General features: G+C 45.7%; 21 protein-coding genes, 2 tRNA genes and 1 pseudogene. 12 read left to right on the top strand and 12 right to left on the bottom strand.

From position 1 onward, the window contains the following. Nucleotides 1-7: 7 nt before the first annotated feature. Nucleotides 8-664: a TetR/AcrR family transcriptional regulator gene (locus tag LHUE1_RS11135; protein WP_025012648.1), complete on the bottom strand. Its 657-nt coding sequence runs from the start codon at nt 662-664 to the stop codon at nt 8-10. Nucleotides 665-869: 205 nt separating this feature from the next. Next, a complete protein-coding gene (locus LHUE1_RS11130; RefSeq protein ID WP_049171518.1) occupies nt 870-1,586 on the bottom strand; it encodes a histidine phosphatase family protein in 717 nt (238 codons plus the stop codon). Between the two features lie 147 nt (nt 1,587-1,733). On the opposite strand from LHUE1_RS11130, the gene LHUE1_RS11125 reads away from it, so the two are divergent. Continuing rightward, entirely contained in the window at nt 1,734-2,069 is a 336-nt protein-coding gene (locus LHUE1_RS11125) for a hypothetical protein (RefSeq protein WP_025012650.1), read from the top strand. Further along, nucleotides 2,062-2,247, top strand: a complete 186-nt coding sequence (locus LHUE1_RS11120; RefSeq protein WP_010488926.1) for a hypothetical protein — start codon at nt 2,062-2,064, stop codon at nt 2,245-2,247. Before LHUE1_RS11125 ends, LHUE1_RS11120 begins: the two co-directional genes overlap by 8 nt. 199 nt (nt 2,248-2,446) lie before the next feature. On the opposite strand, the gene LHUE1_RS11115 is transcribed toward LHUE1_RS11120, so the two are convergent. Further along, a tRNA-Gln gene (locus tag LHUE1_RS11115) sits at nt 2,447-2,517 on the bottom strand. 126 nt (nt 2,518-2,643) lie between these two features. Here LHUE1_RS11115 and LHUE1_RS11110 point away from each other — a divergent pair. Together LHUE1_RS11110 and LHUE1_RS11105 are read left to right on the top strand one after the other, a co-directional pair. Next, the gene (locus LHUE1_RS11110) at nt 2,644-4,074 is read left to right on the top strand and encodes a C69 family dipeptidase (protein WP_049171513.1); all 1,431 of its coding nucleotides are present in this window, start codon (nt 2,644-2,646) and stop codon (nt 4,072-4,074) included. A gap of 256 nt (nt 4,075-4,330) precedes the next feature. Then, entirely contained in the window at nt 4,331-5,524 is a 1,194-nt protein-coding gene (locus LHUE1_RS11105; RefSeq protein WP_049171510.1) for an MDR family MFS transporter, read from the top strand. 86 nt (nt 5,525-5,610) lie between these two features. Here LHUE1_RS11105 and LHUE1_RS11100 read toward each other — a convergent pair whose 3' ends face one another. The 4 genes from LHUE1_RS11100 to LHUE1_RS11085 form a co-directional block, all read right to left on the bottom strand. Further along, nucleotides 5,611-5,748, bottom strand: a complete 138-nt coding sequence (locus tag LHUE1_RS11100) for a hypothetical protein (protein WP_010488931.1) — start codon at nt 5,746-5,748, stop codon at nt 5,611-5,613. A gap of 285 nt (nt 5,749-6,033) precedes the next feature. Then, nucleotides 6,034-6,105 (bottom strand) — tRNA-Glu (locus tag LHUE1_RS11095). Between the two features lie 200 nt (nt 6,106-6,305). Beyond that, a complete protein-coding gene (locus LHUE1_RS11090; RefSeq protein ID WP_047105942.1) occupies nt 6,306-6,773 on the bottom strand; it encodes a nucleoside deaminase in 468 nt (155 codons plus the stop codon). A gap of 97 nt (nt 6,774-6,870) precedes the next feature. Further along, on the bottom strand, nt 6,871-7,788 hold the full coding sequence (locus tag LHUE1_RS11085) for a Gfo/Idh/MocA family protein (protein ID WP_049172237.1): 918 nt from the start codon (nt 7,786-7,788) through the stop codon (nt 6,871-6,873). Between the two features lie 461 nt (nt 7,789-8,249). On the opposite strand from LHUE1_RS11085, the gene LHUE1_RS11080 reads away from it, so the two are divergent. From LHUE1_RS11080 to LHUE1_RS11055, 6 genes are all read left to right on the top strand, one after another. Then, nucleotides 8,250-9,413, top strand: coding sequence for a glycosyltransferase family protein (locus LHUE1_RS11080; protein ID WP_049172239.1), 1,164 nt, complete (start codon nt 8,250-8,252; stop codon nt 9,411-9,413). 153 nt (nt 9,414-9,566) lie between these two features. After that, nucleotides 9,567-10,331 (top strand): sunset domain-containing protein, encoded by a 765-nt coding sequence (locus LHUE1_RS11075; RefSeq protein WP_277848253.1) that lies wholly within the window; start codon nt 9,567-9,569, stop codon nt 10,329-10,331. Then, entirely contained in the window at nt 10,331-11,182 is an 852-nt protein-coding gene (locus LHUE1_RS11070; protein ID WP_080978152.1) for a DNA/RNA non-specific endonuclease, read from the top strand. Before LHUE1_RS11075 ends, LHUE1_RS11070 begins: the two co-directional genes overlap by 1 nt. 277 nt (nt 11,183-11,459) lie before the next feature. Next, on the top strand, nt 11,460-11,747 hold the full coding sequence (locus LHUE1_RS11065) for a putative quinol monooxygenase (RefSeq protein WP_049172245.1): 288 nt from the start codon (nt 11,460-11,462) through the stop codon (nt 11,745-11,747). A gap of 181 nt (nt 11,748-11,928) precedes the next feature. Next, nucleotides 11,929-12,561: a hypothetical protein gene (locus tag LHUE1_RS11060; protein ID WP_049172247.1), complete on the top strand. Its 633-nt coding sequence runs from the start codon at nt 11,929-11,931 to the stop codon at nt 12,559-12,561. Between the two features lie 93 nt (nt 12,562-12,654). Next, the gene (locus tag LHUE1_RS11055) at nt 12,655-13,503 is read left to right on the top strand and encodes a toll/interleukin-1 receptor domain-containing protein (RefSeq protein ID WP_049172248.1); all 849 of its coding nucleotides are present in this window, start codon (nt 12,655-12,657) and stop codon (nt 13,501-13,503) included. A 127-nt stretch (nt 13,504-13,630) separates the two neighbouring features. Here the strand turns inward: LHUE1_RS11055 and LHUE1_RS11050 are convergent, their stop codons facing one another. Next, the gene (locus tag LHUE1_RS11050; RefSeq protein WP_160312076.1) at nt 13,631-13,804 is read right to left on the bottom strand and encodes a hypothetical protein; all 174 of its coding nucleotides are present in this window, start codon (nt 13,802-13,804) and stop codon (nt 13,631-13,633) included. Between the two features lie 20 nt (nt 13,805-13,824). Then, nucleotides 13,825-14,487, bottom strand: coding sequence for a type II toxin-antitoxin system death-on-curing family toxin (locus tag LHUE1_RS11045; RefSeq protein WP_049172250.1), 663 nt, complete (start codon nt 14,485-14,487; stop codon nt 13,825-13,827). A gap of 398 nt (nt 14,488-14,885) precedes the next feature. On the opposite strand from LHUE1_RS11045, the pseudogene LHUE1_RS11040 reads away from it, so the two are divergent. Further along, nucleotides 14,886-15,182, top strand: a pseudogene (locus LHUE1_RS11040) (tyrosine-type recombinase/integrase); the annotation flags it as partial. Nucleotides 15,183-15,322: 140 nt separating this feature from the next. Here the strand turns inward: LHUE1_RS11040 and LHUE1_RS11035 are convergent. From LHUE1_RS11035 to LHUE1_RS11025, 3 genes are all read right to left on the bottom strand, one after another. Then, nucleotides 15,323-16,663, bottom strand: coding sequence for a glucose-6-phosphate isomerase (locus tag LHUE1_RS11035; RefSeq protein WP_049172252.1), 1,341 nt, complete (start codon nt 16,661-16,663; stop codon nt 15,323-15,325). Between the two features lie 194 nt (nt 16,664-16,857). Then, a complete protein-coding gene (locus tag LHUE1_RS11030) occupies nt 16,858-17,715 on the bottom strand; it encodes a GRP family sugar transporter (protein WP_049172254.1) in 858 nt (285 codons plus the stop codon). 162 nt (nt 17,716-17,877) lie between these two features. Then, on the bottom strand, nt 17,878-18,483 hold the full coding sequence (locus LHUE1_RS11025; RefSeq protein WP_049172256.1) for a VanZ family protein: 606 nt from the start codon (nt 18,481-18,483) through the stop codon (nt 17,878-17,880). Between the two features lie 468 nt (nt 18,484-18,951). Here LHUE1_RS11025 and LHUE1_RS11020 point away from each other — a divergent pair, with 468 nt between their 5' ends. Next, on the top strand, nt 18,952-21,210 hold the full coding sequence (locus LHUE1_RS11020) for an LTA synthase family protein (protein ID WP_049172257.1): 2,259 nt from the start codon (nt 18,952-18,954) through the stop codon (nt 21,208-21,210). The last annotated feature ends 11 nt before the right edge of the window (nt 21,211-21,221 follow it).

Raw genomic sequence — 21,221 nt, 5'->3', positions numbered from 1 at the left:
GCGCGGCCTAATGATGTTTCTTATCACGGGCAACGCCAAATTGCAACCAGTCAAGAAGCTGATCGCTGCGTCGTTTGAGTTCAGCGACCGTAATCGGCTTACCTTCAGCCTGGTTTGAATAATAATAGGCGATCGTCTGCATGAACATACCGACAATCTGACGAATCAGTAAACTGACCTCATCATCTGTCTGAATACGAAGCCGACTGCGATCAATGCTAGTCAATAAGAAATCATGGATTTCTTGATGACCATGATGCGGCTTTAAAAACGGCGCCTTAGATCCGGCCATTTTGGCGGCGCTATGAAAATCCATGTGTAAAAAAACGTTCCGATACAAAGCCGCATGCGGCCCATGTGCCAGTGCCGTGATGGTTTTGCCGAAAAATTCCGACATGGCAGGAAACAGATCGCCGTGATGCTTCGTCATGACCTGTTGCAAAGTCAAAACGGTCCGTTGCCGCACGGTTTCCAATAAATAAAAATACAGATCCGCCTTGTCATCGAAATATTGATAGTAACTACCGCGCGGAATGCCGGCATGCTTAATAATATTACTAATACTGGTTTCATTAAATGGGGCGCGGGCAAATTCTTGATACGCCGCATCCATTAACCGCTGTTGTTTTGCTTCCGGCAAGCGGAAGAATGTTGCTTTCGGCATGGCGACCCCCTTTCTGCTCCGAGTTTCTCAGCCCGACTAACTGTGACTCGGTTGTGACAATCCGTCATATGACAAGGTGTCATTATAGACGGAGCCGCGCAAAAAAGCAATCAAAAAACGATAATTTCAGTCAAAGGTCCGAAATTACCGTTTCGTCTTACATTTTAAATCAGACCGGAATCAAAATCGTCCAGCAAACTTGACGTCATTTCGCTTCATTTTTAGCGGCATCATCAGTTTCCGGCTCATCATGGCGCAAGGCCAAAATGTCCTGTTCTCGCGTCAGATTCACGCCACGGACGTGCATTTTCTGATTCACAATATCAATTCGCGTCACGCTGGTATTTTTCAACAAACTGAACGGCAACTGATCAGGTGCCAGCTGATAAATCAAAGCACTTAAAAGCAAGCCGTGCGAGACAACCAAAATATCGCTGTCATCCGGGCTCTGCGCATCCACCTGCTCAAAGGCTTGGCGGGCGCGCGCTAACAAATCAGGGAAATCTTCCGCTTGATGGGTCGGATCAGCGTTGCGAATCGACCGGACTAATCCCGGAAAACGTTTTGATCCGACCCAAGCCCGCCACGCCGTTGTCAGCCCATAACGACGAATCGTCCGTGCCATAATGGCATTGCCTGGATCACCTTCTAACCCGCCGAAATAATATTCGCGCAAGGCAGACAACGCCACTAACGGCGGCTTCGGTTCATGCCCGGCAAGAATCCGTTTGGCCGTTTCCAACGTCCGCGTTCGATCACTCGAAAAGGCTTTGGCAAACGGCACCGGTTGCAATAACTCACCCAACCGATCGGCTGCATCTCGCCCTTTTGCAGTCAAATTGGCATTCGTAATTCCTTGCAGTAGCCGCGCCGCGTTCATCGGCGTTTCACCATGTCTGACTAAATATAGCCTTTTGGTCATTTTGACACTCCTATAAATTTGCGTCATTGTTGTTTCAAGCCGGTCCAGCGCCAGATATTTCGCCAGTTTGAAAATAGACCGGCTCACGTGCTATCTTCATCCATGTTATCATGAAAAGCGTAAGCATCTTTGAATGGAGGCCTTTTTTTGATTGACGCAGCCATCATGATCCTGGCATATGCCCACGACCATCCGCAAAGCTATCACGTCCGCCAAGTCCCGTATCAAAACGTCGCCAGCATTCTGCTCGACGACCGCGTGATCTTTCCTAGTCAACAACTCTTCTTCCCGCCGAATCGGTTACGGGTCATCCGGTTGCCGGAACACTTTTCCTTCAATAACCCCGAGCTTAGCGCCTGGCTATTGAGTCTACTACCTGAACTAGGCGAAGACGTTGAAACCCCGTCTACTAACCAGATGTGGATGACCACCAGCCATCTGACAAAGGCTAAGCGCCTACTGATCGAGGTATCATTTGAATAGCGCCGTCAAAGCCGTCTTTACCCGCGGATTACGCGCGGTGTTGATGGCTTTCTTCTTATTCATCGCCAGAGCGTTTCTAACCTGGCCATGGTTAGCGTTTATGATTGCGGCTTTTTTAATCTATGCCTGCATTTGCTTTGCTTATGCCGGCTTTTTGGCATGGACGCAGCGGCTTTGATAAAAGTGAGTATATCCGCGACTTGCAACATCACCATGACGTGCTCACCGGCTCCTAACAGCATTTTCAGGAGCATGAAGCTTGTCTCAATCATGTCTCAATTTCCTGAAATAAATCCTTGTTTACGGTAAACGAAAAAAACAGAAACCTTTTTATCAAGGCTTCTGCTCTTATCGATAAGCGATTGTCGTATCCAGGATTGGGTAGATAGGGATCGAACCTATGATTATGGATTCAGAGTCCACTGCGTTACCACTTCGCTACTACCCAGTAACTTAACAACGAATAATATCTTAAAAAAGATTTGCGCGGTTGTCAACGACTTTTTTTACGGAGGTGCAAAAAAATTGATTCTGTCGTAAACTGTTACCAATACTTAAGAAGTGAGGCGCAAGAATGAAAATTGAATCTGCATGCACTTCGATTCTGGTTGGTAAGAAGGCCAGTATCGACGGTTCAACGATGATCGCTCGTAACGATGATACGTTTAGTCCCCTGACACCGCAACGGTTCTATATGCACGCTGGATGGAAAGGCGAAAAATCATTACACGTCAAGTCACCGCTTAATGGGTTTGAAGCAGACTTGCCGGAAAATGGTTATCGCTATAATGCCGTTCCCAATGTCGAAAACGATAAGCTCGGCGATTACGAAGAAAGTGGTATCAACGAGCGCAATGTCGCGATGTCCGCAACCGAAAGTACTTACGGTAATGAACGGGCGCTGGGCTTCGATCCGCTTGTCAAAGACGGTCTTGATGAAGATCTGATCGTTAACATGGTGCTGCCATTCATCGAATCCGCGCGCCATGGCGTTGAATACCTCGGCCAGCTGATCAAACAATACGGTTCGCCCGCAGGTAATTCTGTCCTGTTCTCTGACAAAGACAGTGTCTGGTACATGGAAATCGTCACTGGCCATCACTGGGTCGCTCAGCGTATCCCTGACGACGCTTATGCCATTGCGGCCAATCAAGTTGCCATTCAGCAGGTCGACTTTGAAGACACCGACAATTTTGCCTGGAGCGAAGGCATTCAGGAATTTGTTGAAGACCATCATCTCAATACCGACAAAGAAGGCTGGAACTTCCGCCACATTTTCGGCACGATGAATGAAAAAGATCGCCACTATAACACGCCGCGGGTTTGGTACGGTCACAAGCTGCTCAATCCGGAAATCGCGGCAGATCCTGAATCAGCTGACTTACCGTTTATCATGCGGACCGACCATCTGATCACTCGTGAAGATATTGCCCAGATTCTTGGTAGTCATTACAACGAGACGCCTTTTGATCCTTATGGCCACGGTGCGGATGCCGACCGCTTCCGCTATCGTCCGATCGGCTTAAATCGCACCCAAAATTCCCACATCTTGCAACTACGCAGTGACGTTCAGGAAGGCTTGGCGGCGATCATGTGGCTGGCAATCGGCATGCCGACCTTCAGTCCATATGTACCGTTTTACTGCAACGCCAATGACACGGATCCCAGCTATTCGAAAACGCCGAAAGCCTTCGATCTCGACGCTGACTCCGCGTACTGGCTGCATCGCCTGCTCGATGTCCTGGTAGAAGCGCATTACCCCCAGTTCATTCAGGCTGATCGCGATTATCTGACAGCACTCAATCGCGATTATCGCGAAATGCTTCAATCCTTTGACGAAGGCGCCAAAGAATTGGGCGCCAAAGAATTGACCCAGTATCTAACCGAAGCCAACTATAAAATCGTTGCCCACACTAAGGCAGCGACTAAGGCGTTAATTAACGATTATGTCATGGAAAGCCTGAAGTTATCAAAGCTCACCTTCAACATGGACAAGAATCTTTAGTCACGTTTGTTAAGCAAAATAGGTACCACGCACTCAATGATTTTTGAATCCGTCAATTAGAAAACATCCTTGCCGTTTTTGTGCGCGAGGATGTTTTTTTATCGTTCCATATTGGCTATTTTCTCTGTTAGTGCAAAACGCTACTTTTCGTAAAAACGCAATTGACCCCATGCCAAGGCTTGACGTACCATGAGATTATTGCGTTATTGTCAAATTCGGCAGTGGCCATAATTAATCAGGTAAGGAGGCAATGTTGATGGTGCACGAAATCAGGTTACGCTGGCTGCTTACAGGAGCACTGTTAAGTAGCATCGGGATGAGTTTCATCTGGCCACTAACCAGTATTTATCTACATAATCGGCTCGGGATCTCGTTAACGGTCATCGGGATTGTCTTGTTACTGAACTCACTGGGTAGCGTCATCGGCAGCATTGTTGGCGGACGGCTGTACGATCAAGGGGATCCATACCGGTTAACCCTTTTTGGCGTCGGCCTCACCGGACTTGTACTCATTGGCCTGACTTTTTGGCATGGTTGGCCTGCCTACTGCATCTGGCTAACCCTCCTCGGTATCGGATCCGGTTGGAACATCACCATGGTCAATTCGCTTGGAACCAGTTTACGTTCAAAAGACGGCCGCTACGTTTTTACCATGTTATATTTCGCCCAAAATGTCGGCGTTGTGATCGGAACGGCTTTGGTCGGATTTGTCTATGATATCAGCGTAACCTTACTGTTTTTAATCGCTGTCATTTTATATTCATTATTCTTCACAGTCGTGCTCACAAAGTTTCGTCCAGCTGCAAAAATACCCCAAGACCAGCCAAAAGAAGTTACCACAACAGCAGAGAAGCCATCTTTACCAGCCGCAAACAAATTGATGCTGACGACTTTCTTCTTTGCGCTATTGGTTTTTTGGTTGATGTACCAGCAATGGTCTTCAAACTTATCGGTTTACATGACAAGCCTCGGCATTCCACTGCGCAACTACAGCTTCTTATGGACGCTCAACGCTGCGCTAATTGTGGTCATTCAACTCTTTTTGAATTGGTTCAATGAACACGTGAATGGGATTCGCATTATCTACCAAATCCTGTTTGGCCTGGTGATGGTCGCCATATCCTTCCTCATCCTCATCACTGCGCGAACATATAGCTTCTTCGTCATCGCCATGATCGCGCTAACCACCGGTGAAGCCACCGCTTCTCCTGCTATCCCCGCTTTGGTCAATGATCTGACGCCGCGCGCTATCAAAGGCCGTTATCAAGGCTTCGTAAACTCCTGGGGATCCGTTGGCCGTGCACTCGGACCGCTTTTTGGTGGCCTTGTCATCGACTGGCTCAGCTACCGCAATCTCTTCATCATCGCAGCCATCGGCGTCTTCACTCTTGTCGCTATTCTCCTCTCTATCTGGTTAAAAACTCGCCACGACTTGGTTCGCTATCAGTAAGGTTCTAATTTTCAGTATCGACTACAAAAAAGCCCCCATCCGCACCATTGGCAGTTAAGTTCATGCCGACGACGGATGGGGTTTTATTATGCGGCTTTGTTTGTCGCTTTTAAATTATGAATGGCTTGTTCAATCGTTCGACCAGTTCCAAAATGATTCTGGTCATGCGCATCAATCGCCACAAACAACTGGTTTTTAGTATCGAGTTGAATTCGATATTGCATGATGCCGTCGCCTCCATTTTCAATCGTTTGGTTCTGTATATTATACGAGAACCCTACATTGTCTATGATAGAACAGTTGTCAAGGAGATCGTCTTCTCATCGCTACCATTTACTCTGTAACGATAGATCAAGTTCAGAGGTCTCCATGAGCAAGCATTGGATTAGCAGAGGGCAGTGTCTGTGCCGAAAAAGCATCGCGACTTTTGCTACCAAATAAAAAAGAACCCCAAAACGCCGTTATAAAGGCATTTTGAGGATTCCGTTTTATCTGGTTGCTTCTATTTCTCACCCGTACGGGATTCGAACCCGTGTTTCCGCGCTGAGAACGCGGCGTCTTAACCCCTTGACCAACGGGCAATGAGTGGCGCTTTATCGTACCCAAACTATTCTACAGGAAACCTTGGAAAAGTCAACTGTATTTTGGCCAATGCAAAGCCATTTTGGCCAATGCAAAGCCATTTTGGCCAATGCAAAGCCATTTGTCGACCAACACAAAGCCATCCGTAGCCTGGTACATCGTTCGCGCCGCATTTTCAAATAAATGGCATCACTCGCAACTAATACAATTTCTTTTGGGCTGTTTGATACGCTTTAAAGGCACCAATCGTCATGTCCCGATCATGTTGGCTCAATGTAAGCATCTTCCCTTTCAGGCCATCATTAATGAAGTCATAAATGGCCGCGTCCCGAAATCCGATCGCTGCAGCATCATCCGCCGTGTTGCCATAATAAACCTGTTTGATATTGGCCCAGATGATCGCACTAAGACACATCGGACAAGGCATCGCCGAAGTATAAAGCTCGCAACCGGACAGATCATGAGTTCCCAGCGCTTGCCCAGCTTTTCTGATGGCAGTAATTTCACCGTGTGCAGTCGGATCATGGTCGACCAAAACCTGATTATGAGCGCGACTCACGATCTTCCCATCCTTGACGATAACGCACCCAAAAGGACCGCCATCTGATCCATTAACATTGGCACGCGCCTCTTCATTGGCAATTTCCATAAACGATTTTTGATACATATATCTTGTTTCCCCCATGACAAACTAAGTAGAGTGGACACCTGCTAGTTGGCTCTATTTTAAAAGTCTCTCAGCTAGCAATCCATGAAAATAGCGATCATTCTTGAATCTGATTAACCAGATCTGCGACAACCGCATGTGCCAACTGACTGGTCGCAGGCGATACCGGATTTTTGCCATCGGGATCGGCCACGGCTTGCACAAAGGCTTGGACCATTGAAGCGAAGCCACGTGTCTCCAGCATTGGCTGCCAATTCGGGGCAAATGTTTGTGACGCACCGCCACGACCATAAACAACCAGCTGATCTAAATTCTGCACTCTTTGGACGCCACTCGGAGACGCAACTTGCGCTTCTTCAAGATTGGTGCCGGCCTGTAAGTCAATACCGGCTTCCCCCCGAATGCCAGGTGCCGTGAAAGTCACGCTTGCCTGTTGCAGCTGGCCGTCTGAAGTTGTATGCAAGGCATACCGCGTGTTTGGTTTTTCAGGATAGCCCGCTAACATGAGCGCAGTGTCCACTGGATGAATGAAGAGATCCCACAAAGCATGTTTTGTGTCATCAAGTGCGTCAATTCTGTTCTTATCGACGCGCACACCGGTCTTATCTGCCACCTGAGCCAGATCCTGAATCATTGGGGCAAACCGACGATTAAACCCGACTGTCAACATCACATGCTGGGAATCAGCCAAGTCATAAAGTTCATTAACCTGCCCCATGTCAGTTGCCAATGGTTTATCAACAAAAACATGAATACCCTTTTCCAAAAAATGTTTGACATATTGATAGTGAGTTTCTGTCGGCGTGTGAATCATGACGGCATCAAGCTGCTTTGCGTCTAACGCTTCCAACGAATTTCCCGCCGCAGCCAGTCCATACTGCTTTGATAGTTGTTGTAATTTATCTTCATCGCGGGTGCTCAACAGCCACTGCACTTGATCTTGCATTTGTGCATAAACCGGTAAATATGCTTTTTGGGCAATTGTGCCCAAGCCCATGACACCAATCGTTAACATAACTTCACCTGTTCTTTCATTGATATGGATACTCTCACACTAGCACAGGCCTCTCCAAGGGTAAAGATAAGCATTTATTAGGATTTTTATATTGGCTATCTTCTAAGTTTTCTGTATAACCCTCATAATGTCTTTAGACTTTTTAATCATACAGCTCTGAAATACGATTGTCCGCGCGAAAGTCAGCATGTAGAAGCCTCTGTCGCAATGGTCGAGCTCTCTCCAGACCGACTTATAACCGCGCTCAGTCACGCACTCTGTTCCGGGCAAACTTGAAAATTTTTAATATTTGGCTTACGGTTATTATGTAAACTAAATTAAACATTAGGTCTTCGCAGAATCTTTTCATTAAACGGGTACTGCTGCTGTAAAAACAACAGTGGCACCAGGCCTCTTTTTTCTACCCATTTTTCTGCTTGTGGCCTACATGCTCAGTATGCCAATTGATAGGAGGAACGGCTGTGAAACCTGCAAAAACTAAATTTAATGATGCCCCTGATGGCAGCATTCATCAGTATAATCAGATACTTAAATATTTCAATGACCGGCCGGCCGATCAGACTAAGCCGCGTGGTAATCGAATAACGTTTGTCTCAACCGGAATCATCGGTTATGATGGCGGCCAAACAACCATGTTGCACTTAGGCACGCTTCTGGCCGACGCGGGTTATGACGTTTATTACCTCAGCTATGTCCCGCAAAGCCAAGACGAAATGATTCAAAACGCCGAATTTAATTACCCTGGCTATAAAGGCACATGCTTGCCTATGGGCGAACTCGAATCGCACCAATCTGACATCTGGATCGCTACTTTATGGGAATCGGTTTACATCATTAAAAACAAACCCGGCTATAAGATGTACTTTGTCCAGGATTACGAACCGTATTTCTACCCTTATGGTGACCGCTACCAGATGGCGCGACGTACGTATAGCCTCGGCCTGCACATGGTGACGCTTGGTCCATGGTGCGCCCATATGATCACAACGCATTGCCAAGTCAACAGTCCAATTGACGTCATCAATTTCCCAGTCGATGTTGCTCGATATCCATTTAAAGAACGTGACACTGCTCCGTATCAAAAAAAGCAGCAAATTAAGTTAGCTGTTTACACCAAATGGAGCAGTCCGCGACGGGCGCCGGTCACGATTCAAATTGTTCTTGAAAATTGCCGCCACATCCTGCGTGCTAGGGGCATTGATCTAAAAATCAAATACTTCGGTACGGGGCGTAGCAAGCGCTTTATCAATGGTGAGAATCTCGGAAAGCTAACACCGCCAGAGCTTAACCAGCTTTATCATGAAGCTGATTTCGGCATCGCAACCTCGATGACTAATTTCTCCTTGGTTCCTTACGAAATGATGAGCGCCGGTCTTCCCTTGATTGATTTCAAAGAAGGTACTGGCAGTTACTTCTTGAAAGACAATACCTACTTCTCTTGTCATCTTGACGAGCGTGATCTTGCCAAAACGCTTCAGGCAGCATGTGCAAATCCTGACACGATCACACAGCATATTGAAAAAGCCCAAGCTTATCTAAAAACAATCAGCTGGGAACGAACCGAAAAAGACATGCTGGCAATTATCGCCAATCTTTATGCCAATGTTGACGTTGTAAAGTCATAAATTGAATCCGACGCAGTCATAAGTCAAAAATTAAGTCCGACGCTTGCCGTTGGGCTTTTTTTCTGGGAAAATAAACTTTAGAAATAAGTTCATACGAATATTTTTTAATCGCAATATTCGTACAATTGTCACTAGGGAATTTGGAGGAGAAAAATGTCAACACTGGGCAATTTATTTGTCATGCTCGGACTGATTGGTACAGTCTGGGGCACGATTCGTTTGGTGCGGCAACGCAAGCATCCATTAACGAAACGTTTCAACCTTATTATATTGATCGGCGGCATTGTGCTCATGTTTGTGGGCAGTCCGATGGTCGACACACAACCATCAACAGCTTCATCAGCGCAAACGACCACCAAGAAACTGACCGCAAAGCAGAAAAGCCTTTTAAAGTCGGAAAAAGCACGTGGCAAGGTTTTGTTAGCAGCCAAAGCTAAGAAGTCTTCAGAATTAAAGGCTCTGAAGAAGGAACAAACCAAGCTGGAAGACCAACTTGACGCACGTGCCTCGTCATCACGAGCCGTTGAAGAATCAGCATCCTCGGCAGCTTCAGAATCAGCGTCCCGGGAAGCATCAGCCAGCAAAGTCGCGGCGTCATCTGCGCAGGCAGCTTCTTCATCCCAAGCCGCCGCAGCCGCTGCGGCAGCTAAACAGCAGGCAGAAGAAGCAAAGAAATCTGCCGCACAACAGCAACAACAGCAGCAGCAACAACAAGCTGCCACAACCCAGCAGCAAGCACCACCTACCAATCAAGGCGATATGAATACAGGCGATCAGGGAACGATTGTCGGCAATAGCCGTAGCAAGATCTATCATGTTCCCGGCCAGGCTGGATATCGTATGAATTCTGCTAATGCTGTTTATTTCAACACTGAAGCCGAAGCACAAGCGGCAGGTTATCGAAAGGCGCTGCAATGATGAAAAGAAAGATAATGAAGTTCCTCACCCCCTTAGTTGTTCTGGGTGTCCTGTTAGTCGGCTGCAGTTCTGAAAGCAGCTCGAAATCAGCCAAAACAGTGGCCGATCCAGTGGCTAGTCAGACCAAGCTTAACAAGAAAACCGCGTCAGCCATCAGCAGCCTTGACGATGCAATCACTGACAAACGTGAACAGGTCAGCAAGCTCAAAACAGCCTTAAATAAGCAGGAACCAGAAGCAAAAGCATCGGAGGCCCCGAGTAGTTCTCCGGATACCAGCAACTTAGCTAACCTTGACTACACCGGCCAACAAGAAATAACCGTCAACAACAATGACCCCGCTTTTAACAAAAGTGACCTTTCCACAGCAAAGGGTGCCTGGGCAACTTACAGCGATTTAGACAGCCAAAATCGCGTCACCGATGCGAATGCACTTTTGAATAAATCGCTGATGCCCTCAGCCAAACGGGAACCCCTCACCTGGAATCCAACCGGCTGGCACAACAAAAAGACAGCACGCGGATGGCTCTACAATCGTAGCCATCTGATCGGTTACCAGCTGACTGGCGAAAATAACAATCCTAAGAACCTGATGACGGGAACCCAAACACTTAACAGTCCACTCATGTTAGCCCATGAGATGGATATCGCCTACTACCTTAAACAAAACAGCCAGCATTACGTACGTTATGAAGTCAAGCCAATCTTCCGCGGCAATGAGCTCGTTGCCCGTGGCGTCCAAATGCGGGCGCAAAGCGTTGGCGATGACACAGTTCGGTTCAACGTTTATATCTTCAATGTTGAGCCGGGTTACACCATCAATTACGCAGATGGTACCAGTACCAAAAATTAAAACACAAGAATTCTTTACAGAAAGCCGTTAGACGACATTTGTCGGCACGGCTTTTTTCTTCGGCCATTTACAATTGTTGAAGTGGGTTCGTTCGTGATGTTCCAAATCACTTTTGGCACAGCCCCATCATTCAGCTATGATCACACCCGCTTGCAACAATTATGACGCGGTAAATTGCTAGTAATCGGGTATAATGAAATTATGTTAAGGCGGCTTCTTAAACGCCTTTGTCAATACATTACGCCACAACAAACCTAAACCCCTTAGGAGGATTCAAATGAAAGTCATTAATGTCACGCTAAAGGTAAAACCGGAACTGACGGACAAGTATCGTCACTTCATCAGTCTGCTGGTCGAAGGATCACGTGCCGAGGCTGGCAATCTTAGCTACGATCACTTCCAAAGCCTCACCGACCCCAACAAATATGAAATCATCGAGCATTGGCAAGACGCCGCAGCTGTCGAACTACATAACCAAACGGCACATTTTCAAAAGTTTCTGGCGGGGATTGATGACTTTTTGGCAGAACCACTTGAGATTGTGCGGATGGATTATACGGAATAGTTCTACAGTTTAAACATGAACTTTTAAACTTTTTGCCTTTTCCTTAGGTGGTTTTGTAAGCTTTAGTTTCGTGTAACCAGATTTTTTAGGTATACCACAATAGGAAAAATCGTTAAACTGCGAATATATACTTATCAGTATTAAAAGCCGTCGAAGATCTCGTTCTTTTGGAGGAGAAGCCATGAAAAAAGTTTCCCTTTTAGTTGCTGTTATCACACTCGGAATTCCGACTACTGCTGTTGCAGAGACGACACTGCCGACAAACTATGCAGTAGTTCAGGCTTCAAAAAAGAAAAAAGCATCCAAAACCAAAGTCAGTGCAAAACAAGCTACAACCAATAAAAAACTTGCAAAGTATCTCAAAACCACTAAAAATGCGGGTTATTTAGTACAAACGGTCAAGACCGTTAGTGGAGTACCAACAATTATCGTTAATGATGTTACAAGTCTTAACAAGCCAGTCTTTTATGAATATATGGCTCAAATAATCGGAAATGCTAAAAAAACTCCAATGACCTTCAAAGGTATTGGAATCGTTCAACAAAATGAATATCGAAATGCTAGTGGCAAAAAGAAAAATCTTATGGAATTCAGCTTTTTCTTTAACTCAAATACTCTTAATCAACTTTCTTTCAGTTCTTGGGGTCAAATCGTCTATAAGAATCCCAAGAGCTTCTATAATGAAGCAACTGGTTACTATCTGATGTCAGACTTTGTTAAAGATTCCAAAAATCGAAGACCAAACAGTAATTTGATGAAAGCTGATGATGGTAATATTATTGCCTCATATATGGATAAATTTGGCACTGACTAAACAACTAAATTTAATTAATGCTTGATGCTCAGAAGCCTGTTTTCATTAAATAGCCTCGCAGAAAAGAATGTCTAAAAGGAAGCGAATGCGTCAATGAGTGTTAGTTCTATCCAAAACTCTATTATTTCATTACAACGAGATTTAAACCGTTTAAACGAAAAGTTGACTCACTCGCGTCAAAAGTCTGCCAAAGAAGCAGCAAAAGTCGCTTCTGCTAGCGAAAAACTGGGTCGAGGAAACTTGTCTTCATCCCGCATAAGCAGCTTAAACAAAGATATTATCAATGGACAATCAGCCCAAGCCAAAGAAGCCAAAAATCAAGCATCAATTTCAAAGGAGCTGCAGAGGAAAAACGAAAAACTTGGTGTCCTTCAAACTCAACTTTCAAAAGAGATGCAAGCAGAACAAAACAAGTCTGCGGCTAAGATTCAACGAGATTATCAAAATCAACTGAACCAATTAAGAAACCAGCAAATCTCTATTTTGAACGAACAATTGTCTTCTGCAAACGATGCAGAACAAGTTCAAAGAAAGTATGACGTTTTTATTTCGTATGCGCATTCTGATAGCGGATATGTGACCCGTTTACGTGAAGATCTAGAAGAGGCGGACATAAAAGTCTGGATTGACAGTGATGAGATTGTTTGGGGAAGTAGTCTTGTAGAATCAATAAACAAGGGCTTTCAGAACTCACGTTTCACAATTCTGGTGCTATCAAAAGATTACTTTACCAGGTTTTGGACACAACAGGAATTACGCGCCGCATTTGTCAAAGAGAGTAAAAGAAAAGATGAGACGATTTTACCAATTTACCTAAATATCACCGCAGATGAAGTATCAGACTATAACTTTAGCTTAGGCGATATCATGGCTATGAATGCAGCAATAGTGCCTAATAAAGATATTGTAAGCGCCATTAAACGAGCGTTAAAAAAGATATAGTTTGTTAAATATAAAGCTCTGATTTTCCATTTATCCGCGACAGGGCATACACAAGTTGCTATTTGCTACACGATTGCACAAAAATAAGTCTACCACCCGTGTCAGCGAGCAGAAGACTTATTTTTTATCAACTCTGTGCTAATCGTTCCACAGCCAATTTGATTTGCGGATTCTTTAATAGTTCATTGAGATTAGCGTCAATTTGGGTGGTGTTAATTTTACGAAGGGACTTTTGATTGGCATCCTTTAACGTACTTTTTATAATGCCATTAGCATCATGAATAACAAACTTCGTTTCCATACTTGTTCTCTTCCTTCCTTCTAATCCAGATCGGCATTTTCGTCAACTTTAAAATTGAGTTGTACCCAACGGTCAGAATTTAAAGCTTCACTTCGAGTATTAAAATATTGCAGAGAGCTATTCTTCAACACATATTCCCACAATGATTCTTTGCTAAGTTCCTTAGCCGCTATCGCAAGAGTTATATCGTACAGCTCCTTACCGCTCAAGTTGTTCAACACATATCCATTACTTACTAGCATTTCCAAAGCTGCAAGTAAAGCAGTGCGCTTATTCCCATTATAAAACATTTGTGTGGTTGCAAGTTTATACCAATAGGCGGTGGCTTTACGCAAAACACCTGGATAAAACTCTTCTCCACCAAATCCGTTAAAAATCGAGTTAACAATTCTATCTAATCCAGGTCTATCTTTAATACCATACAAGGAATCCTCGCGAAACATGGATTCAGCCTGACTATTAACCCGTTCCAAAGCCGAAATATCTAGAAAGCCCCCACCACTTTTGGGTACAATAAAAAATGACTTTATAATTTTCTTATCGTTTTTGATTTCGAAGACCCAATTATCATTGTCTTTATAAACGTTAAGGATCTCGGTTCCTTTTAATTCATAGGTGGAACCATTTAAAGCCACCTGGGCGACATCTATTAGAGACTGCTTAGACATAAAGCTAACTAACACATACTTCTTTTCCATGAAGCAATATTAGCATATTTACAAACTAAATCAAGAATGGGCTGCTTTTTGCAAACAGTCAAGTAGCTTACCAGGCACGCCAGCACAGCCGTCGTACAATGCGACTGTTGTGACATTGTTGCAGCTATCTAACCAAGTTTGCTCAGTTCGCGGTTTGAGTTCGGTAATACACTTGCTGATAAGGCCTCCAGCCGGTGGCAGATGGAGCCGAACCAACCTTATGCCATAATTCATAATATCGCAGCCTATTACTAATGGACTTGTTGTTGGTGGTGTGAACTGTCACATCACACTATATAATGGCAGTGTTAGCTTGAATACCATTCCAGTAGTTGCAGGACTAAAAGATCTCGGCGTCATCATGGATGATGCCAAATTGCCCACATAACCAAGGTTTTGTCTTCACATATTCGACTAAGGCAAAATTCGGTGAACCTATACCCGCGCGCGACGACAGGCGCATTCAATCGCATCACCAAACGAGCAAATCTTCCCCACATTCGAATTCACGATCTAAGGCACACCCATGCTGTTTTAATGCGTGAAGCAGGATTGAGTCTTGATGACATTAAAGATGACTTAGGGCAAAAAATGTTTCAACTACGCAGATATATGCGGAGATCTCTCCTGCCAAAAAACAGGAAAATCATCGGCGATTTGAAAAATACCTCAATGAATGAATACGCAAAAAAGCCTCAAAAATGGTGATAGAAATGCACGGCTAACTTTGGCTATTCAGCCAAAATTCAGCCACGAACATTTACAACCCAATTTTGAGGCTTCTATTCTAAACTATTTCAAAACGCACAAACCCTCACGACTACAGCCGCGCATTCAATTCCTTGGTCATATCCTCATACCCAGGACGACCGAGCAATGCGAACATGTTCTTCTTATAAGCTTCAACGCCTGGCTGGTTGAATGGGTTGATGCCATTCAAGTAACCGGAGATTGAAACGGCTGCTTCAAAGAAGTAGATCAGATAACCCAAGGTGTAAGCATCTTGTTTAGGAATGGAGACGGTCATAACCGGTACGCCGCCATCCGTGTGTGCCAAAACAACGCCTTCATAGGCTTTGCGGTTGACAAAGGACATCTTCTTGCCGGCAAGATAGCCGAGGCCGTCGAGGTTCTGGGCGTCGTCTGGAATGGTCAGATCGCGATTAGGTTCTTCAACCCAAACAACGGTTTCCATTAAATTGCGCAAACCTTCTTGGATGTACTGGCCGAGACTGTGAAGGTCGGTACTGAAGTTGGCGCTTGAAGGATAGATCCCCTTTTGGTCTTTACCTTCAGATTCACCCATCAGTTGTTTCCACCATTCGCCCAGATACTGAAGCGTTGGTTCGTAATTTTCCAGCAATTCGGTGGTGTAGCCTTTGCGATACAGGATGTTCCGCAAAGCAGCGTATTGATAGGCTTCGTTTTCCTTCAAGTCAGCTGATGCATAGGCTTTGCGACCATCGCCGAGTCCGCGCATCATTTCATCGATGTCGCCGCCAGCTACGGCAATTGGTAACAGACCCACGGCAGACATAACGGAGAAGCGGCCACCAACATCATCCGGCACAACGAATTCTTCGTAGCCTTCAGCGTCAGCTTCTTGCTTCAAAGCACCCTTGGCCCGATCGGTTGTGGCATAGATCCGTTCCTTGGCGCCTTCCTTGCCATACTTTTCAATTAACTTGGCCTTCAAAATGCGGAAAGCAATTGAAGGTTCAGTTGTCGTACCGGACTTGCTGATGACATTGATCGAGAAGTCGCGATCACCAATGATGTCGAGCAAGTCAGCCAGATAAGTACCGGAGATTGAGTTACCTGCAAAATAAACTTCTGGGAACTTCAAATCAGGATCAAGGTTGCGGAAGGTCTGGGAAAGAAAATCAACGGCCATCCGTGCGCCTAAATAAGAACCGCCAATCCCGATCGCAACGAAGACCTGTGAGTTACCCTGAATCTTCTTGGCTGCTGCCTTGATCCGGGCAAACTCATCTTTATCATAATTAACCGGCAAGTCAAGAAAACCGCGAAATTCCTTACCGGCACCGGTTCCTTCACGCAATTCCTTGTCAGCTGCAGTTACCAACGGCTGCATCTGTTCAAGCTCATTGGCATGAACGAACTTGTCCAGCTTAGATGAATCAAATTTGATGTACGACATCGTGTGCGTTCCTCCTCTAAATACGTCAATTGCTGACAAAACTTTTGCTTTGACCGCCACCATAAAAAGGTTGCGGCACCGCTTCCAAACAAAATTTTAACCAGCAAAAGGCGCTGTTCAAATTCACACTCTAACAAGTTAACTTTAAAATTGAATTTGTAAAAAAGCAAGCAATCCGGCAACTTCTCATCAGATTACTTTGCTTTCATGATGCCCAGCACAACGCCGCCGAGAATAACGAGTGCCGAACCCCAGCTGACCCAGACCATTTCCTTGTGCGTCTTGCGTTCGCCGAGTAAGTAAATGGAGCCAAATGTCGAAATGACAATGCCCATTTGCGAGAGCGAGTAAGAAACTGCCAACCCGACTTTCGCCATGGATAAGAGCATGAAGACATTCCCAGTGCCCCAAAGCAGACCTGTCAAAATATTCTTCACAGTTGCCTTGGCAAAAGGCTGATGACCAATGCTCATCAATAAGGCGCCAATAATCATCCCCACAGATTGCGGCATGACGACTGCCAGTGCCCCTAATTGCCCTGCATTGACGATGATGGTGTACCCGGCATATCCCGCTGTAGAAATCAGCAAGGTCCGGATGCCTTTGGACACGCCAGACGCAGAAGTGACATCATCGTTTTGTTCGCGTCGTGACGTTAACGTGGCACCAATAATCAGCAATGCCAACGCCAAAATGCCAAGCGTTACATCCCTGCCATTATGCCATTCGTGAAACAACAGCGCGCCAGCCAGTGTGGTCGCAATGAGTTGCATGCCGGTGGAGATGGGCATGGTCATCGAGACACCCATATACTTCATTGATTGAAACTGCTGGCCTTGGCCCAACGCCCAAAAAAGCCCGGAAATAATGCCAAGCAGCCAGGTTTTGCTATCTAGCGCCGGGTGCATGACGAGCAAGGTTCCAACGCCGAAAACCAGCGCGCCAAACGTCATTCCCAAAGTTTGCTGATACGCATTGCCTCCAAGTTTTCCACTGACCAAACCAATGGAGCCCCAGGCAAACATCGGGATCAGCGCAAGTAAAATTACCATAACGCGCCTCTTTCTATATATCGTATCGTTAAGCTAAAAATAGAATACAGGCTAGTATTCTATCGGTTTTCCAGTAGCAAAACAACCAAAAAATCAGTTAGAAAACTAAGAGAACTTTTGGTTTAATCGATACTCGGCACGCAAAAATCTTTTCGACACCGGTTAGCGATGTAGATGCCACATGCGGTAAAAACCGTAACCCAGGATGGCGCCAATCAAATTAAAAATCACATCGTCAATATCGGCCACCCCGCTGATCAGCAAGAATTGCAGCGTTTCAATGCTTAACGAGGTCACCAGTCCGATCGCGATTGCTGAACCAAGTCGCCGCCGATGTGTGCTGATCCAGGGAATGCCAAATCCTAATGGCATAAACCAGGCAACGTTGCCAAGTGACTGATACCACAAATCAAAATGACTCGCTGCCTGTCGCAATTTCAGCGTCTCAACGAGCGGCTGTAAGTTAATTACCGATAGCGGTCGATCCCAATGAAACGTCAACTGCCATGGGTAATAAACATCACGGAAAACTGTCAACGCAAACAGTAAGATTAGATAGCCCACAAACAGGCCCAGTTTAAGCTCATGGCCAAATGACGTGCGCCGGTGGGTCGTCAACAACCAGAAGCACCGTAATGCCGCAAATATTAATAGGTAAAGGATCGTTTTGTCTAGGCTATAAACCACCAGCCGCACCAAGGGAAAATGGTTCACCCGGCTTAATGATGTGCTGTTAATCCAATTGTAGAATGGCCCCAAAAAAAGCATCGCGTTACCTCCAGTAGTCATTGTAGCAAACCACCTACCGGATACCCACCGTACATCTGGATTTCAATAACTTTTAAAGACTCCATAAGAATCAGCCAGTCTTGACTGGATTTGACCTAGTTGCGGTATGCTGTTTCGGTGCGGAAATGTTGGCTGAAAAAATCAAACGCGTTCACTGGCGCAAAAGCTTGCATGTAAGGACCTCGGGCGTAATGGCCAAAGCCCGGCCATCACGCCCGAGGCCACTTACACTCCGGTTTCTAACCGGCCCCGCTCACGCTCTGACTTAAACGCGTTCGCGTGGCCAGAAACCTGCACATAAGGACCTTGATCGTAATGGCCAAAGCCCGGCCATTACGATCAAGGCCACTTATGCTCCGGTTTCTAACCGGCCCCGCTCGCGCTCTTTGTGCAATTGCCTATTTGCGGGTACAATGACAAAGAACAAAGTGGAAAGGAGTTACCGCTTTGAAACGGTTACGACTCAATCGCCTTTTATTGTGGCTTCGCAATACCCGGATCGGCTTTTTGGCGCTCCTGCTTTTTTTACTGTGGGCTAAAACGCTTTTTGGCTATTTTTTTGATTTCTCGCTAGGCCTGAACGACCCGCTTCAATATACCTTACTCATCCTCAACCCCTTAGGCACTGGCATCATTTTGCTCTCGTTAGGGCTTTATCCAAAACATGCGCGGCGTGGTTATCTGGTTGGCATCATTGTCTACATATTAAGTAACTTATTATTGCTCGCTAACGTCCTTTACTATCGTGAGTTCACCGATTTTCTGACGGTGACCACCATCCTAGGCGTTTCAAAGGTCAGCCAGGGACTTGGTGCCAGTTCACTAAGCATGGTGAAGCCACATGACATCATTTATGTACTGGATATTGCCCTGGTTGCGTTAACTTATCTGGGTTATAGCATTTGGAACATCTGGCGCTATATTCACAATCAACCACTGAAATGGCCGCATTTTGGCTTATCGCTTGATACCAGCCGCATGCCTTACCACTTACCGCAAGCAGTAACGGTGTTTGGCGTGGCCTTTTTTGCCTTGCTCACTGCTACCAGTGAAATGAATCGCCCGCAGCTCCTGACCCGAACTTTTGACCGCAATTACATTGTCAAATACTTAGGGTTGGCACCTTTTACGGTTTATGATGCGGCGAAAACCGCCCAGAACAACCAGGTTCGCGCCCAGGCAGACAGTGCCAACCTTGATCCGGTTTTGCAATACACTCGCTCTCATTACGCCGCGCCCAATGCCAGTTATTACGGGGCAGCCAAGGGCAAGAATGTCATTATCATTCACCTTGAAAGTTTCCAGCAGTTTCTGATCGGCCAGAAAATTGACGGCCAGGAAGTCACGCCGTTTCTCAATTCATTGATCAAGGAAAAGGACACGCTCAGTTTCAACAACTTCTTCCACCAAGTCGGTCTAGGTAAAACCAGTGATGCAGAAAACATGTTGGAAACCAGCACGTTCGGGATTGCCAATGGCTCGCTGTTCAGCAGTCTTGGCACGGAAAATACCTTTGAAGGTGCCCCGGCCATTCTTAAACAACGCGCGGGTTATACAAGCGCAGTCTTTCATGGTGGTTCTGCTTCTTTCTGGAACCGAGACAATGTTTATAAAAGCCTTGGCTACGATGATTACTTTTCCGGTAACTTTTATAATCATGACGAAAAGGCCGCAACGGAATACGGCATTAAAGATAAATTGATGCTGGCTGAAACGCCGAAATATTTGGAGCATCTACAACAGCCGTTTTACACGAAGATCATTACGACCAGCAATCATAATCCGTTTTATATTACGCAAGCAGATTCCGACTTTCCAGATGCTGGGACCGATGACGCAACGATTAATGGCTATTTTAAAACGGCTCATTATCTGGATGAGGCGTTACGCGAGTTCTTCAATTACCTGAAAGCCAGCGGTTTGGAAAAGAATTCACTGGTCATGCTTTACGGGGATCATTTTGGGATTAGCAACGACCGTAACACGACCTTGGCGCCGTTATTAGGCAAAGATCCCAGCAAGTGGACAGCGTTTGATAATGCGCAGTTACAGCGTGTTCCGTTAATCTTCCACATGCCAGGCCTCAAAGGCGGTATCAACAATACGTATGGCGGTGAAATTGATGTTTTGCCGACATTATTGCACTTGCTGGGCATCAGCAGTAAACGCTATGTTCAGTTTGGCACGGATCTGCTTTCGAGCCAGCATGATGATGTTGTTGCATTTCGAAACCATAATTTTGTAACACCGAAATACACTGTTTTAGGCAGCAAGGTTTATGACAACACAACCGGTAAACTTGTGACCATGACCCCTACTTTGCAGGCGGCCATCACCAAAGACCAGAAATCGGTTGATACGCGGTTAAGCCTCTCTGACGATGTGGCCAATCGTAATTTGTTACGTTTCTATGTGCCGTTGGGGTTCAAACCGGTTAATCCGGGCCAGTATGACTACAACCAGAGTCTTAGCAAGGTCTTGTCGCTCGAACACAGTCGCGGCAGCAAGAGTACCAGTCTCTACAGTAAAAATAATGACCAATCAACCACAAACCTCTATCAAACCGATGCTCCTGAATTAGCCGATGACACCCAGCCAATCACCGATTTCCCTGAAAAAGTCCAGGCACAAACCGATTCGTCTGCAAGCGAATCCGAATCTAGCAGCTCCGAAACAGTCGACATTCGAACCAAACAAATCAAATAACATAGTGAATG

This window comes from Lacticaseibacillus huelsenbergensis, from assembly GCF_029726355.1.
Classification (GTDB): Bacteria; Bacillota; Bacilli; order Lactobacillales; family Lactobacillaceae; genus Lacticaseibacillus; species Lacticaseibacillus casei.
The sequence above is the reverse complement of the archived record's forward strand: the minus strand, read 5'-3'. Positions and strand labels throughout refer to the sequence as shown.